The following is a 14,305-nucleotide window of genomic DNA, read 5'->3' on the forward strand; positions in this document are numbered from 1 at the left end:
CAGGCGTAACTGTCGTCCTGCCGCTCGTGCCCAAACCCTCCCGCAGGCCGCGTGTGCGCGGCCTCGCTCTTTAAGATGAGAACACCGGAATGACCCTGAAGACCATCGAAGGTACCTTCATCGCCCCCAAAGGTCGCTATGCTTTGGTGGTTGGCCGCTTCAACAGCTTCGTCGTCGAAAGCCTGGTGAGCGGTGCCGTTGATGCCCTGGTACGCCATGGCGTCAGCGAAAGCGACATCACCATCATCCGTGCCCCGGGCGCCTTCGAGATCCCGCTGGTTGCACAGAAAGTCGCCCAACAAGGTGAATATGACGCGATCGTCGCCCTGGGTGCGGTGATCCGTGGCGGTACCCCGCACTTCGAATACGTGGCGGGCGAGTGCACCAAGGGCCTGGCCCAGGTGTCCATGGAGTTCGGTGTTCCGGTGGCCTTCGGCGTCCTGACCGTCGACTCCATCGAGCAGGCCATCGAGCGTTCCGGCACCAAGGCCGGCAACAAAGGTGCCGAAGCTGCCCTGTCCGCCCTGGAAATGGTCAGCCTGCTGGCGCAGTTGGAGGCCAAGTGATTAGCGACGAAAGCGATCGTTTCAACCCGCGCGAGCCACGCGCGGCGGATGCAGGCAAGCCCTCCAAGAGCGCCAAGCGCCGTGAAGCCCGCAAGCTCGCGACCCAGGCCCTCTACCAGTGGCACATGGCCCAGCATTCGCTGAACGAGATCGAGGCTCAGTTCCGGGTCGACAACGATTTCTCCGATATCGATGGCGCCTATTTCCGCGAGATCCTGCATGGGGTCCCGGCGATCAAAGGCGAAATCGACAAGGCCCTGGCCCCGTGCCTGGACCTGCCGCTGGATGAGCTCGACCCGGTCGAGCTCGCGGTGCTGCGCCTGTCCACCTGGGAGTTCATCAAGCGTGTCGACGTACCGTACCGCGTGGTGATCAACGAAGGTGTCGAGCTGGCCAAGGTCTTCGGTGCCACCGATGGCCACAAGTTCGTCAACGGTGTGCTGGACAAGCTCGCGCCGACTCTGCGCGACGCGGAAGTCAAGGCGGCCAAGCGCTGATCGTGGCGCCGACCGATCATGGGTGAGTTCGAGCTGATCCGTCATTACTTCGCCGCCGCGGCCTGCGCGCAGGGCGGCGAAGGCGTGGTCCTCGGCATTGGTGACGACTGCGCCCTGCTGCAGTTGCCTGCTGGCGAGCAGCTGGCGGTGTCCACCGACACCCTGGTTGAAGGCGTGCATTTCCCCGCCGCCTGCGATCCCCTGTTGCTCGGACAGCGCTCGTTGGCCGTGGCGGTCAGCGACCTCGCGGCCATGGGCGCCGACCCCATCGGCTTCACCCTCGCCCTGACCCTGCCCCAGGTCGGTGCCGACTGGCTCCGGCGGTATGCCGATGGCCTGAACCGCATGGCTTTGCGTTGCGGTGTCAGCCTGATCGGTGGCGACACCACCCGCGGCCCCCTGGCCATCACCGTGACCGTGTTCGGCAAGGCGCCTGCAGGGCAGGCCCTGCGCCGCAGCGGTGCTCGGCCGGGCGACTTGCTGTGTGTGGGCGGTTGCCTGGGTAACGCGGCCGGGGCCCTGCCACTGGTACTGGGTGAGCGCACGGCGCCGGCCGAAGTTGCCGAACCGCTGTTGGCCCAGTACTGGTCGCCCTTGCCCCAGCTTGCCCTGGGTCAGCTGTTGCGTGGCCGGGCTACGGCGGCACTGGACATATCCGACGGGTTGCTGGCCGACTGCGGGCATATCGCCAAGGCGTCCGGCGTCGCGCTTGAGGTGGATGCCGAGCGGGTTCCGATGTCATCCGCCCTGCAGGCCTTCCTCGGCCATGAGGCGGCCCTGCATGCCGCGCTCACCGGTGGCGACGACTACGTATTGGCATTCACCCTGCCAGAAGCGCAACTTTCATCCCTGCCTGACCCTGGCGTCATCCATGTCATCGGCCGCGTGCTCGAAGGGCAGGGTGTCACGCTGCGCGACGGGCAGGGCCAGGACATCACCCCGGCGCAACGGGGTTATCAACATTTTAGGGAGACACCGTGACCGACCACCCCAACCAGGTGCCTGCGGAGTTCGTTCCGCCTTCGGTCTGGCGCAACCCCTGGCACTTCATCGCCTTCGGCTTCGGCTCCGGTACCTTGCCCAAGGCGCCTGGCACCTGGGGCTCGCTGGTGGCGCTGCCGTTCGTTCCGCTCTGGCAGATGCTGCCGGACTGGGGCTACTGGCTGCTGCTGGGCATCACCATGTTGTTCGGCTTCTGGTTGTGCGGCAAGGTCGCCAATGACCTACGTGTGCATGACCACGAAGGCATCGTCTGGGACGAGATGGTCGGCATGTGGATCACCCTGTGGCTGGTGCCGGAGGGTTGGCAGTGGTTGCTGGCAGGGTTCCTGATGTTCCGCTTCTTCGACATCCTCAAGCCTTGGCCGATCCGCTGGATCGACCGCCACGTGCATGGCGGCGTCGGGATCATGCTCGACGATATCCTGGCCGGTGTGTTCGCCTGGCTGGGCATGCAGGTGTTGGTGTGGGTGGTTGCCTGACGTAGGTGGCGGGCCAATCGCGGGACAAGCCCGCTCCCACAAGATCAGTGTGGGCGCGTACGTCTGAGGACTGGCGCGGTCCCTGTGGGAGCGGGCTTGCCCCGCGATGAGGCGGGCGCGCTCGCGGCCCAACTATCAAACTTTTCGATCTTAAGCGGCGATATTCAGCCTGCGCATGGGCAGCAACCTGCTGATACAATCGGGCAATTGGAACTGCTTATTTTTTTAGGAGCACAACGTGCCCGTCGTCTTTGTCGCCGCCTCGAAACTCCCGACTCCCTTCGCGATCTTCACCATGCATGGTTTTCTCGACGAAGCCACGGGTCGTGAGCATGTAGTGCTCAGCCTGGGTGATATCGCCGACGGCGAGCCGGTGCTGGGGCGCCTGCATTCCGAATGCCTGACCGGTGATGCGCTGTTCAGCCAGCGCTGCGACTGCGGTTCGCAACTGGAAGCCGCATTGCAGGCCATCGCCCGTGAAGGCCGTGGCGTGCTGCTGTACCTGCGTCAGGAAGGCCGTGGCATCGGTCTTTTGAACAAGATCCGCGCCTACGAGCTGCAGGATGGCGGTGCCGACACCGTCGAGGCCAACGAGCGCCTGGGCTTTGCCGCCGACCAGCGCGACTATGCCATGTGCCAGCCCATGCTCGAGCACCTGGGTGTAGGCTCGCTGCGCCTGATGACCAATAACCCACGCAAGGTCAAGGCATTGACCGACATGGGCATCAAGGTCGCCGAGCGCGTGCCACTGCACACCGGCCACAACCCGCACAACCGTCACTACCTGGCCACCAAGGCCGGCAAGCTTGGCCATATGATGGGCAACGAGCACCAGGGCGAGCCGCAGGCGTGACCCGCAGCCAGGTGAAACGGCGCCTGGCGCTGGCGTGGTGGCAATACCTGGCGGTAGGCCTGGTGCCACTGCCGGTGATGGCCTGGGCCTTTGGTGGCGGCGATGCCCTTATCCCAGTCCTGGCCATGCCGCTGTTCATTGCCGGCGCTGCCTCGATGTTCCTCAGCCTGCCGCGTTTCGGCGCCTACAAACGCGCCCTGATCGCCACGTCGAAAGCCCTTGGCTCGCCCGAGGAGCCCCAGGCGTGGATCGAGCTGGCCGAAGTGCGACGCATGGCCATGTTGTTCGCCTGCTTCCCTGCCTGGGTCGCGGCACTTTCGGTATTGGTCGGCCTGGAGGCGGTGCCGCAGATCCTCCTGGCACTCTCCACCGCGGTGCTGCTCTACCTGTACCGCATTCCCCGCCAGCTGGGCTGATGCGCATTCTTTTCTGCCTGCTGGCCCTGTTGGCCTTCGGCGCCAAGGCCGAGGGTGTTTCGCGGGTGGTCAGCCTGGCCCCTTCGATGACCGAGATCATGCTCGAGCTGCATGCCGAGGACCTGCTGGTGGGTGTGCTCGACGGTGGTCAGCGGCCGGCGTCGCTGCAAGGCCTGCCTTCGGTAGGGCGGTACAGCCAGCTCGACATGGAGCGCCTGCTCAGCCTTGCACCCGACCTGCTGCTGTTGTGGCCCGACAGCGTGGCGCCGGCGCAGCGCGACCAGCTCAGGCGCCTGGGCATCCCGACCTTCGTTGGCGAGCCCAAGGATATCGACCAGTTGATCGGGCAGATCGAAGCCATCGGCCAGCGGGTAGGGCGTGCCGAACGAGGCCGGCAATACGCGGCCGCGTTGCGTGAACGGCTGCGGGGGTTGCGCCAGCAGTACCGGCGGCAACAGCCGTTGCGGGTGTTCTACCAGGTGTGGGACCGGCCGCTGTACACCCTTGGCGGGCAGCAGATCGTCAGCGATGCGCTGGGCGTTTGTGGTGCGCGCAATGTCTTCGCCGACCTCACCCAGCCTGCGCCCCAGGTGAGCGTGGAATCCGTGCTGTTGCGTGACCCGCAGGTGATCCTTGCTGGCGACAAGGTCCAGCTGGCCAGTTGGAAGGCCTGGCGCACCCTCGATGCGGTGGCCAATGACCGCTTGCTGGTAGTGCCCGACAAGGGGCTGGAGCGCCCCAGTGGCCAGATGATCGAGGCCACGGCGCGCCTGTGCGCGCTGCTGGCGGCTAGAGCGCCGGCGTCCAGGTGACGCTCAGCAGCCAGGTGCGGCCTTCTTCGCGGTAGCCGTAATAGTCGCCCTGGTGGCTATAGTGGGTGCGGTTGTACTGTTTATCCAACAGGTTATCCAGCTTTAGATCGAGCCTCAGCTCACGACTTGCCGTCCAGCTTCCACGTAGGCCCACGGTGCCATAACCCGCGATTGGGTCGGTATTGGCTTCATCGTTGTAGCTGCTGCTAGCCGCTTGCAAGGTGGCGCCAACGGCAAAACGATCGAACTGACGGTCGATATCCAGGCTCAAGGTACGACGGGCCCGGCGAGATAGGGTATGACCGTTCTCGCGGTTGCGCGGGTCGATCAGCGATAGGCCCAACTGCGATGTCCAACCATCCCACTCTTGGTTCAGTGCCATTTCAAGGCCGTTGATGCGAGCTGAGCCTACATTCTCGGGTTGGTTGCTGTATTCGATCGCGTCACGCAGATCGGTGCGATACAGCGATGTTTCCAGTTTGCTGCTGTCGCTCAGTTGGCTGCGCCATTGAAGTTCATAACTCTTCGAATGTTCGGGTTCTAGGCCAGGGTTGTTGTAGCCGGGAAAATATAGATCGTTGAAGGTGGGCGCCCGGAAGCCTTCACTGTAGGACAGCAGCACGTCGTTGTTCGCGTTGAACGGTACGGTCAGACTGCCGCTCCAGGTGGTTTGCCCACCGAATTGCTGGTTCTTGTCATGGCGCAGGCCGAACTCGGTAGAGAAACGTTCGCCAACAAAGCGATGCAGGGCAAATACAGCACGATTCCAGCGGCTGTCCTCGGTGAAGTCGGTGCTGGCATGGACGCGATCTTCGTACCAGTCGCCGCCCAGGAGCAAGCTGTTGCGCTCGTCCAAGGCGAGAGTGTTCTGCCAGGTGGCCTGGTCGCGGTATGTATTGAACGGGAAGCTTGAGTGGCTGAGCTTGTCCCGGCTGTCATCGCGGTTCTCGCTGTGAGCCAATTCGAGCCGTGTATTCCATTGCTCGGTCACCTGGGTATCCAGATAACTTCCGATACTGCTGACGGCGAAATTCGAGTAGGGCTCCTGCGGGCCGGACCCGCGTGGCTCGTCATACTCGTGGCGCCCACGGCTATCAAGCACATTCACCCCCGCCTCGAACCGCTCGCCAAACGTATGGCTCAGGCTCAGGTTGAACGACTGGTTGCGGTAGGCATCGTGATCGCTGTCACTGGCGAACGAGGGCCCGGTCGAGTCGATGCCGGCGGTTTCGTCCAGGCTGGCCCCCAGGTTGAAGCGGGTCGAGCCGTTGCCGCCGGAAAGCCCCAGGCTGCGTTGGAACGTCTGGTTGCTGCCCGCTGCCAGACGCAAGCGCGGTTGCAGGCCCGGGCCGTTGCCTCGGCGGGTGAAGATCTGGATGACCCCGCCGATGGCATCGCTGCCGTAGAGAGCCGAGCGTGAGCCACGCAGCACCTCGACCCGCTCGACCTGGTCGATATCGAGAAACTGCAGGCCGCTGTCGCCGGAGGTGGCGTTGGCAATGCGCACGCCGTCGACCAGTACCAGCGTCTGTGCAGCCTTGGTGCCGCGGATGAAGATCCCCGGCAGGCTGCCGCGCCCGCCTGTAGGCGCCACTTGTACGCCGGGTACTCGGCCCAACAGGTCGGTGACGTTGGAAGGCTGCAGGCGGTCGATATCGCTGCGGGTGAAGACGGTATTCGCGGCGCTGGTGGCGCTGCGCGACTCGACCTGGCGGCTGGCGCTGATCAGTACGTCGGGAAGCTTGAGGGCGTCATCGCGGTCCGGTTCGGCCGCCAGCAGCGGGAGGGGGAGGCAGAGCAGGGCAAGGGCAGGGGGTTTCATTGACGGTTCCATGTAGCGAGAGCCCTCGATCGCGGCACAAGGCCGCTCCTACAGGGACCGCACGATCCTGTAGGAGCGGCCTCGTGCCGCGATGGGCCGCAAAGCGGGCCCAGGGATTACAGGCCGAGCTTGGCCATACGGGCTTTCACCGAAGCCTCTATCCCGGCTGCATCCAAGCCACATTCGGCCAGCATCTGCGCAGGCTTGGCGTGCTCGACATAGATGTCCGGCAGCCCCAGGTGCAGCACAGGCTTGAGCACTGCTTCGCGGGCCAGGAACTCGCTGACTGCGGCGCCGGCGCCGCCCATGATGGCATTCTCTTCGAGGGTCACCAGCAGCTCATGGTTGGCTGCCAATTCCAGCACCAGGGCCTCGTCCAGCGGTTTGACGAAACGCATGTCGACCACGGTGGCGTTGATCTGCTCTGCCACTTTCATCGCCTCGGGCAGCTGTACGCCGAATACCAGCAGGGCGACCTTCTCGCCCTTGCGCCGCACCACACCCTTGCCGATCACCAGTGGCTCAAGGTCGCCGCTGATCGGCGCGTTGGGGCCAGTGCCGCGAGGGTAACGCACCGCTGCCGGGCCGTTGTACAGGTGGCCGGTGGTGAGCATCTTGCGCAGCTCGTTCTCGTCGCTGGGGGTCATCACCAGCATGCCTGGAATGCAACGCAGGTACGACAGGTCGAAGCTGCCCGCGTGGGTCGGGCCGTCCTCACCTACCAGGCCTGCACGGTCGATGGCGAACAGCACATCGAGGTTCTGCACCGCCACGTCGTGGATCAGCTGGTCGTAGGCACGCTGAAGGAAGGTCGAGTAGATGGCGACCACCGGCTTGGCGCCCTCGCAGGCCATGCCTGCGGCCAGGGTGACCGCGTGCTGCTCGGCGATGGCCACGTCGAAGTAGCGCTCGGGGTAGCGTTCGCTGAAGGCCACCAGGTCCGAGCCTTCCTTCATCGCCGGGGTGATGCCCACCAGGCGATTGTCGGCGGCGGCCATGTCGCACAGCCACTGGCCGAACACCGCCGAATACTTCGGCCCACTGACCTTCTTCGGCGCGGCGGGCTTGTCGACGGGCTCGAGCTTGGTGATGGCGTGGTAGCCGATCGGGTCCAGCTCGGCGGGGGCGAAGCCCTTGCCCTTCTTGGTGATCACGTGCAGGAACTGCGGGCCCTTGAGGTCGCGCATGTTGCGCAGGGTGGCGATCAGGGTCGGCAGGTCGTGGCCGTCGATAGGGCCGATGTAGTTCCAGCCCAGCTCCTCGAACAGGGTGCCCGGTACCAGCATGCCCTTGGCGTATTCCTCGGTGCGGCGGGCGATTTCCCAGGCACCTGGCAGGCGCGACAGGACCTTCTTGCTGCCTTCGCGCATGCTTGCGTAGGTGCGGCTGGAAAGGATCTTGGCCAGGTAGTTGGACAAGCCACCGACATTGCGCGAGATCGACATGTCGTTGTCGTTGAGGATCACCAGCATGTCGGCATCGACTTCCTGGGCGTGGTTCAGCGCCTCGAAGGCCATGCCGGCGGTCAGGGCACCGTCGCCGATCACCGCGATGGACTTGCGCGGGTCGTTCTGCAGGCGGGCGGCGATGGCCATGCCCAGGGCCGCGCTGATCGAGGTGCTGGAGTGGCCGACGCCGAAGGTGTCGTACTCGCTTTCCACACGACGTGGGAAGGCGGCGATGCCGTCCTTCTGGCGCAGGCTGAGCATGCGGTTGCGCCGGCCGGTGAGGATCTTGTGCGGGTAGGCCTGGTGGCCGACGTCCCACACCAGGCGGTCGTCCGGTGTGTCGAAGACGTAGTGCAGGGCGATCGTCAGCTCGATGACGCCCAGGCCGGCGCCGAAATGCCCACCGGTCTGACCAACGGTATAGAGCAGCTCCTGGCGCAGCTCGTCGGCCAGGGTCTCCAGGTCGGCTTCAGCCAGCCGGCGCAGGCCGGCAGGCGTGTCAGCGCGGTCCAGCAATGGCGTGACCGGGCGTTCGCGGGGGATCTCTTGAAACGTCGTGGGCATCAGGCGAGTCGTTATAGATATGAAGACGCGGCAGTTTACCCCATTGTGGGAAAAGCTGCCCATTCAGACACAGGTTGCAGGCCCTCTGTGGGAGCGGGTGAACCCGCTCCCACAGGGTTCGGCGTCAGGGTTTAATGGCGACGCTCGACGATATAGCGAGCCAGCGCCCGCAAGGGTTCTGCGCTGTCGCCAAAGCCTTCGAGTGCACCCAGGGCCTGGTCGCGCAATTCCAGTGCATAGGCCTTGGCAGCCTCCAGGCCCAGCAGGGCCGGGTAGGTGGGCTTGTCGCGGGCGATATCGGCGCCCTGGCGCTTGCCCAGGGTGGCGGTGTCGCTCTCTACATCGAGGATGTCGTCCTGTACCTGGAATGCCAGGCCGATGGCCTGGGCGTAGGTCTGCAGGGCGTCCAGCTGCGCCTGGCTGGCGCGGGCGCTGGCCAGGGCGCCGAGGCGCACGCTGGCTTCGATCAGGGCGCCGGTCTTGTGCCGGTGCATGTATTCCAGGGCCTGCTGGTCGAGCTTAAGGCCCACCGAGCCCAGGTCGATGGCCTGGCCGCCGACCATACCGGCCGGGCCGGCAGCCTGGGCCAGGGCCTGGACCATCTGCAGGCGAACGGTATCGGCCTGGGGGCTGAGCAGGGGGTCGAGCAGGGCGCTGAAGGCCAGGCTTTGCAGGCCGTCGCCAGCGAGGATGGCGCAGGCTTCGTCGAAGGCCTTGTGGGTGGTCGGCTGGCCACGGCGTAGGTCGTCGTCGTCCATGGCAGGTAGGTCGTCATGCACCAGCGAGTAGGCATGGATCAGCTCGACGGCACAGGCTGCGCCGTTGGCCTGTTCGGCCGGGGCACCGAAGGCTTCGCAGGCGGCATAGGCCAGCAATGGCCGCACACGCTTGCCACCGTTCATCACGCTGTAGCGCATGGCCGCATAGAGCCGCTCGAGCTCCTTGGACGGGGCTACGAACAGCGGCTCCAGGGCTGCATCGACGCGTGCCTGGCAGCTTGCCTGGTACTGGCCGATCATGCTTCGGGCTCCGCGTCGAACGGCTGGGCCGCCAGCTCGCCGTCGCGCTCGAGCAGGATCTGCACCTTCTGCTCGGCCTGGGCCAGGGCGCCTTGGCAATCGCGGGTCAGGGCAATGCCTTGTTCGAAGGCGGCCAGCGACTCTTCCAGCGACAATTCGCCGTTCTCCAGGCGCTCGACCAAGGCTTGCAGGTCGGCGAGGGATTGCTCGAAATCGATGGAGGCTTTTTTGCGGGCCATGGCGACTGTCTCGGTGGCTTTCAGAACGGCGCGACACTAGCAGAGCGGGGCAAGGGGAGCAAACTTCCCAGGCCAGCTGGCGCCAATCGTGGGCCGCTGCGCGACCCTTTCGCGGCACAAGGCCGCTCCTACAGGGCAGCGCAAACGATGAGGCTGGCGCTGTCCTGTAGGAGCGGCCTTGTGCCGCGAAAGGGCTGCGAAGCAGCCCCGACGAGCCTTCAGGCGTTCGCTGTTTCCAGCATCATCGCCTGGCGGTACTGCGCCAGTTCCTCGATGGTCAGCACCGGCAAGTTGTATTGCCGCGCATACACCGCCACCTCCTCGCCACGGGCCATGCTGCCGTCCGGGTTCATCAACTCGCACAGCACCGCCGCAGGCCGCAGGCCCGCCAGGCGCGCCAGGTCGACCGACCCTTCGGTATGGCCTCGGCGGGCCAGCACGCCGCCGTCACGCGCACGCAGCGGGAACACGTGCCCAGGGCTGACGATATGGCGTCGCTCGGCGGTCGAGCGCAGGGCCGCCTCGATGGTGGTGATCCGGTCCTGGGCGGACACGCCGGTGGTGACGCCCTCGGCGGCTTCGATGCTGACGGTAAAGCCGGTGCCATGGCGGGCTTGGTTGTTCTGCACCATGGGAGCCAGCTGCAGGTCATCGACGGTGGCCTCGTCCAGGCACAGGCAGACGATGCCGCTGCAGTCGCGGATCATCATGGCCATGGTCTGCAGCGAGATATTCTCGGCAGCGGCGATGATGTCTGCTTCGTCCTCTCGGTCGTCATCGTCGAGCAGCAGCACGGGGCGCCCGGCCTGGAAGGCGGCGATGGCAGCGGTGACGTTGGGGAATTTGGGGTGGTGCATGGTGGACATGAAACGCTCCTCGTAATTGATCGATGAACGTCTCGGGGCGAACAAAATGCGCGCGCAGGAGCACCGGATGGCTCCCGCCTGACGCCTTCTTTCATCCGGACTATGACCGTCGGCCCTGGAATCTCACCAGGTCTGCTGACCCCCGGCATGGCCGGGGCGCTCGCGGGCTCATCTTTCGATTTACCGCCGGTGGGGACTTTCACCCCGCCCTGAAGACCAAGCAAGCATACAGCACTGTGCCACCCCGCTGGCAAGCGACCGGCCTACGACCTTCGGCGGTATGATGGTCACCAAGGCTTTTTCGGAAAACGACACCATGGATATTCTCGAAGTCGCCGGTGGCAAGCCGGTCAAGTTGTGGACCGACGGCGTACCCGTGGAAGACGATGCCCGCCGGCAGTTGCTGAACACTGCGCGCATGCCATTCATCTTCAAGCACCTGGCGGTGATGCCGGATGTCCACCTGGGCAAGGGGTCGACCATCGGCAGCGTGATCCCCACGGTCGGCGCGATCATCCCGGCGGCCGTGGGCGTGGACATCGGCTGCGGCATGATCGCCGCGCGTACTTCGCTGCATGCCCGCGACCTGCCGGACAACCTGCATGGCCTGCGCAGCGCCATCGAGCAGGCCGTGCCCCACGGCAAGACCTTCGGCCGCCACGACCAGGGGGCCTGGGGCCAGGTGCCGGCCCAGGCAGATCAAGTGTGGGGAGGGCTGGCCGTGCGCTTCAAGGCGATTACCGACAAGTACCCGCGCCTAGAGAAGACTAACAATCGCCATCACCTGGGCACCCTGGGCGGCGGCAACCACTTCATCGAGGTGTGCCTGGATGAAGCCGAGCGTGTGTGGTTCATGTTGCACAGCGGCTCGCGCGGGGTGGGCAATGCCATCGGCAACCTGTTCATCGAGCTGGCCCAGGCGGACATGCGCCAGCACCTGGCCAACCTGCCGGACAAGGACCTGGCCTACTTCGAGGAAGGCAGCCGGCACTTCGCCGACTACGTCGAAGCGGTGGAATGGGCCCAGGATTTCGCCCGGCATAACCGCGAGCTGATGATGCAGGCGGTGGTCGGTGCTGTGCGCAGGGCGCTGGGCAGGCCTTTCGACGCCAGCCTCGAAGCGGTCAACTGCCACCACAACTATGTACAGCGCGAGCGGCACTTCGGTCGCGAGGTGCTGGTGACCCGCAAGGGCGCGGTATCGGCGCAGAAGGGGCAACTGGGCATCATTCCGGGCTCAATGGGTGCCAGGAGCTTCATCGTGCGTGGGCTGGGGAACGAAGAATCGTTCTGTTCGTGTAGCCATGGCGCCGGCAGGGTGATGAGCCGGACCAAGGCCAAGAGCCGCTTCACCCTCGAAGATCAGCGGCGCGCCACCGCCCATGTGGAGTGCCGCAAGGACCAGGACGTGATCGACGAGATCCCCATGGCCTACAAGGACATCGATGCGGTGATGCAGGCCCAGCGTGAGCTGGTGGAAGTGGTGCACACCTTGCGTCAGGTGGTGTGCGTCAAGGGGTGAAGAGGCAGGGCCCTGTAGGAGATCACCCAGCCCGAAGGGGCTGGGCTAGCTTCCACGGAATGGACGGGCGTCTTGTCAGATACCTGGCATCGGCACGAAGCCAGGCAATTGCTTGATCCTGTCCATCCAGCGGGTGATATGGGTATAGGGCGACAGGTCGACACCCCCTTCAGGTGCCAATGCGACATAGGGGAATACCGCGCAATCGGCGATGGTCGGCCGCGACAGGGCCAGCCAGTCGTGCGTGGCCAGGTGCGCGTCCAGCAAGGGCAGGATGCGCGCCGCTCTCTTCAGGGTGTCGGCCTTGTCGATGACATAGCCGAATTTGTCCACAAGGCGAGCGGCGGCGGGGCCGTTCTGGATCTCATTGGCCGCGGTGGACAGCCACTGCATGATTTCGGCCTGCAGGTGCGGCTCCACCGGCCACCAGGCTGCGCCACCATAAGTGCCTGCCAGGTACACCAGGATCGCTTGGGAGTCGCGCAGTACCCGCTGCCCATCCACCAGGATCGGTACCTCACCCCAGGGGTTGAGGTCGATCAGCGGGGCGCGCTTGTGTTCGCCACCGAGAAAGTCCACGGGAATGATCTCAAGGTCCAGGTTCGCCAGGTGGGCGAACAGGCGAACCTTGTAGCAGTTGCCGGACAGTTCCAGGTCATAGAGCTTCATGACGTTTCCTTGTTATTGGGCCAATAGCTGGTTGAATTCCAGGACGTTGCCGTCGGGGTCGCGAATGAACAATGCAACGCGTCGCGGCCCGATGCGGTGCGGCCCTTCGGTGATGGTGATGCCTTGTTGGTGCAACCAGCCCTGCAGGGCCTCCAGATCTTCCACGATGAAGGCCGGGTGGGTCATGCCGGGCAGCTTGATTGGTGCATCCAGCAACACGTTACGGGCGTGGGGCTGGCGCGCACCATTGAAGATCAGGTTGATGCGCACGCCGCTGGGCGTGAGCATCTCGTTGGCCTCGAAATCGCTGAAACGCGCGCTTTCGACGAAACCCAGCGCCTCGTAGAACGCCAGGGCACGGCTGCGATCGCTGACGCGGATGCCGATGTGATCATAGGCGAGGATCGGCGAGGGGCTTGTTGCGGCGTTAACGCTCATGATGGAAACCACACACGTTTTCAAAGAGGCCCAGTGTGGCCATTAGCGGGCGTTTCACCAATGCCTGTAAGCTGACAACACTATTGCACTTGTTGCACAGACGAGAGCCGACGATGGACCGATTGAAAGCCATGGCCACCCTGGTGCGTATTGTCGACAGCGGCAGCCTCAGTGCCGCAGCGAATGCCTCGGGCCAATCCACCGCCTCGGTGGTGCGCACCCTGGCAGCGCTGGAAAAACACCTGGGCACGCGGCTGCTCAATCGCAATACCCGGCACCTGGCATTGACCGACGAGGGCGCCGAATTCCTGGCCTGGAGCCGGCGCATACTCGCCGAGTTCGACGAGGTCGAGCACGGCTTCGATGCACGGCGCAAAAGCCCTGGCGGGCTGCTGCGCATCACTGCGCCGGTGGAGTTCGGGCGCCGCTACGTCGCGCCTTTGGTCAACGAATTCCTGGCCCTGCATCCGGCCATCCAGGTGGAGCTGACTTTGCTCGACCGCCTCGTCGACCTGCTCGACGAAGGCGTGGAACTGGCCATCCGCATCGGGCAACTGCCGGACTCCTCGTTGATCGCAACACCCCTGGGCCACACCCGCCTGGTGCGCTGTGCAAGCCCCGAGTATCTGCAGCGTAGCGGCGTGCCCGAGCAGCCGTCGGATTTGCTGGCACATGCCTGCATCGGCTTCGCGCCCCAGGGCAGGCAATGGCAATTCCAGGAGCAGGGCGCTGTCGTGACTCGGTCCGTTTCTGTGCGTATGACGACCAACCAGATCCAGGTGGCCAGCCTCGCCTGCCAGCAAGGTGTCGGTATCGGCCAACTGCTGCACTACCAAGTGGCCAGCGAGCTGGCCGACGGTCGGCTGGTGCGGGTGCTGCAGGCGTACGAACTGGCCGACCTGCCGATCCAGATGGTCTACCCACACGCGCGGCTGCTTTCGGCGCGGGTACGGCAATTCATCGACTGGGCCTCGCCGCGGCTGAGTGCGGTGATTCCCGATCCGGCCGAGTGAGAAATGAGCGGGCATTAAAAAGCCGGCTTGTGGCCGGCTTCTCGGGGACGGTCTTGGCTAATTTTTGGTAAGCCGCAACC

At 64.8% G+C, this 14,305-nt stretch carries 16 protein-coding genes and 1 riboswitch; of the genes, 9 read left to right on the forward strand and 7 right to left on the reverse strand.

Going from position 1 to position 14,305, the window contains the following annotated elements:
- The first annotated feature begins 89 nt into the window (after nucleotides 1-89).
- From ribH to AC1MHZ_RS19215, 7 genes are all read left to right on the forward strand, one after another.
- A complete protein-coding gene (gene ribH / locus AC1MHZ_RS19185) occupies nucleotides 90-566 on the forward strand; it encodes a 6,7-dimethyl-8-ribityllumazine synthase (protein ID WP_043210219.1) in 477 nt (158 codons plus the stop codon).
- On the forward strand, nucleotides 563-1,063 hold the full coding sequence (gene nusB, locus AC1MHZ_RS19190; protein ID WP_084857386.1) for a transcription antitermination factor NusB: 501 nt from the start codon (nucleotides 563-565) through the stop codon (nucleotides 1,061-1,063). Before ribH ends, nusB begins: the two co-directional genes overlap by 4 nt.
- 18 nt (nucleotides 1,064-1,081) lie before the next feature.
- Nucleotides 1,082-2,044 carry a thiamine-phosphate kinase gene (thiL, locus tag AC1MHZ_RS19195; protein WP_368829823.1) on the forward strand — a complete coding sequence of 321 codons (963 nt, stop codon included), beginning with the start codon at nucleotides 1,082-1,084 and terminating at the stop codon, nucleotides 2,042-2,044.
- Nucleotides 2,041-2,544, forward strand: a complete 504-nt coding sequence (locus AC1MHZ_RS19200; protein WP_084857390.1) for a phosphatidylglycerophosphatase A family protein — start codon at nucleotides 2,041-2,043, stop codon at nucleotides 2,542-2,544. The genes thiL and AC1MHZ_RS19200 overlap by 4 nt, the downstream gene beginning before the upstream one ends.
- Nucleotides 2,545-2,782: 238 nt before the next feature.
- Entirely contained in the window at nucleotides 2,783-3,397 is a 615-nt protein-coding gene (gene ribA, locus AC1MHZ_RS19205) for a GTP cyclohydrolase II (protein ID WP_084857392.1), read from the forward strand.
- Nucleotides 3,394-3,813, forward strand: a complete 420-nt coding sequence (locus tag AC1MHZ_RS19210) for an MFS transporter (RefSeq protein WP_084857394.1) — start codon at nucleotides 3,394-3,396, stop codon at nucleotides 3,811-3,813. Before ribA ends, AC1MHZ_RS19210 begins: the two co-directional genes overlap by 4 nt.
- Nucleotides 3,813-4,625 (forward strand): cobalamin-binding protein, encoded by an 813-nt coding sequence (locus AC1MHZ_RS19215; protein ID WP_084857396.1) that lies wholly within the window; start codon nucleotides 3,813-3,815, stop codon nucleotides 4,623-4,625. Before AC1MHZ_RS19210 ends, AC1MHZ_RS19215 begins: the two co-directional genes overlap by 1 nt.
- Here the strand turns inward: AC1MHZ_RS19215 and AC1MHZ_RS19220 are convergent.
- From AC1MHZ_RS19220 to ribB, 5 genes are all read right to left on the reverse strand, one after another.
- Complete coding sequence (locus AC1MHZ_RS19220; protein WP_482966794.1) at nucleotides 4,603-6,447, reverse strand: TonB-dependent receptor plug domain-containing protein; 1,845 nt, start codon at nucleotides 6,445-6,447, stop codon at nucleotides 4,603-4,605. The genes AC1MHZ_RS19215 and AC1MHZ_RS19220 overlap by 23 nt on opposite strands.
- Nucleotides 6,448-6,563: 116 nt before the next feature.
- A complete protein-coding gene (gene dxs / locus AC1MHZ_RS19225) occupies nucleotides 6,564-8,459 on the reverse strand; it encodes a 1-deoxy-D-xylulose-5-phosphate synthase (RefSeq protein WP_084857399.1) in 1,896 nt (631 codons plus the stop codon).
- Between the two features lie 131 nt (nucleotides 8,460-8,590).
- Nucleotides 8,591-9,478, reverse strand: coding sequence for a (2E,6E)-farnesyl diphosphate synthase (gene ispA / locus AC1MHZ_RS19230; protein ID WP_324815788.1), 888 nt, complete (start codon nucleotides 9,476-9,478; stop codon nucleotides 8,591-8,593).
- Nucleotides 9,475-9,717, reverse strand: coding sequence for an exodeoxyribonuclease VII small subunit (locus AC1MHZ_RS19235; protein WP_011531978.1), 243 nt, complete (start codon nucleotides 9,715-9,717; stop codon nucleotides 9,475-9,477). Before AC1MHZ_RS19235 ends, ispA begins: the two co-directional genes overlap by 4 nt.
- Before the next feature lie 218 nt (nucleotides 9,718-9,935).
- Nucleotides 9,936-10,583: a 3,4-dihydroxy-2-butanone-4-phosphate synthase gene (ribB, locus tag AC1MHZ_RS19240; protein ID WP_324815785.1), complete on the reverse strand. Its 648-nt coding sequence runs from the start codon at nucleotides 10,581-10,583 to the stop codon at nucleotides 9,936-9,938.
- 79 nt (nucleotides 10,584-10,662) lie between these two features.
- A riboswitch (FMN riboswitch) is annotated at nucleotides 10,663-10,804 on the reverse strand.
- A gap of 95 nt (nucleotides 10,805-10,899) precedes the next feature.
- Between ribB and AC1MHZ_RS19245 the strand changes: the two genes are divergently transcribed.
- The gene (locus AC1MHZ_RS19245) at nucleotides 10,900-12,105 is read left to right on the forward strand and encodes an RtcB family protein (RefSeq protein WP_084857430.1); all 1,206 of its coding nucleotides are present in this window, start codon (nucleotides 10,900-10,902) and stop codon (nucleotides 12,103-12,105) included.
- Between the two features lie 75 nt (nucleotides 12,106-12,180).
- Here the strand turns inward: AC1MHZ_RS19245 and AC1MHZ_RS19250 are convergent, their stop codons facing one another.
- Both AC1MHZ_RS19250 and AC1MHZ_RS19255 read right to left on the reverse strand, forming a co-directional pair.
- The gene (locus tag AC1MHZ_RS19250) at nucleotides 12,181-12,774 is read right to left on the reverse strand and encodes a glutathione S-transferase family protein (protein ID WP_368829827.1); all 594 of its coding nucleotides are present in this window, start codon (nucleotides 12,772-12,774) and stop codon (nucleotides 12,181-12,183) included.
- Between the two features lie 12 nt (nucleotides 12,775-12,786).
- Nucleotides 12,787-13,212, reverse strand: coding sequence for a VOC family protein (locus AC1MHZ_RS19255; RefSeq protein WP_084857408.1), 426 nt, complete (start codon nucleotides 13,210-13,212; stop codon nucleotides 12,787-12,789).
- Between the two features lie 113 nt (nucleotides 13,213-13,325).
- On the opposite strand from AC1MHZ_RS19255, the gene AC1MHZ_RS19260 reads away from it, so the two are divergent.
- Nucleotides 13,326-14,225 (forward strand): LysR family transcriptional regulator, encoded by a 900-nt coding sequence (locus AC1MHZ_RS19260; protein WP_084857410.1) that lies wholly within the window; start codon nucleotides 13,326-13,328, stop codon nucleotides 14,223-14,225.
- Nucleotides 14,226-14,305 lie beyond the last annotated feature (80 nt).

The sequence above is a fragment of the Pseudomonas sp. FA-1 genome (assembly GCF_056856075.1).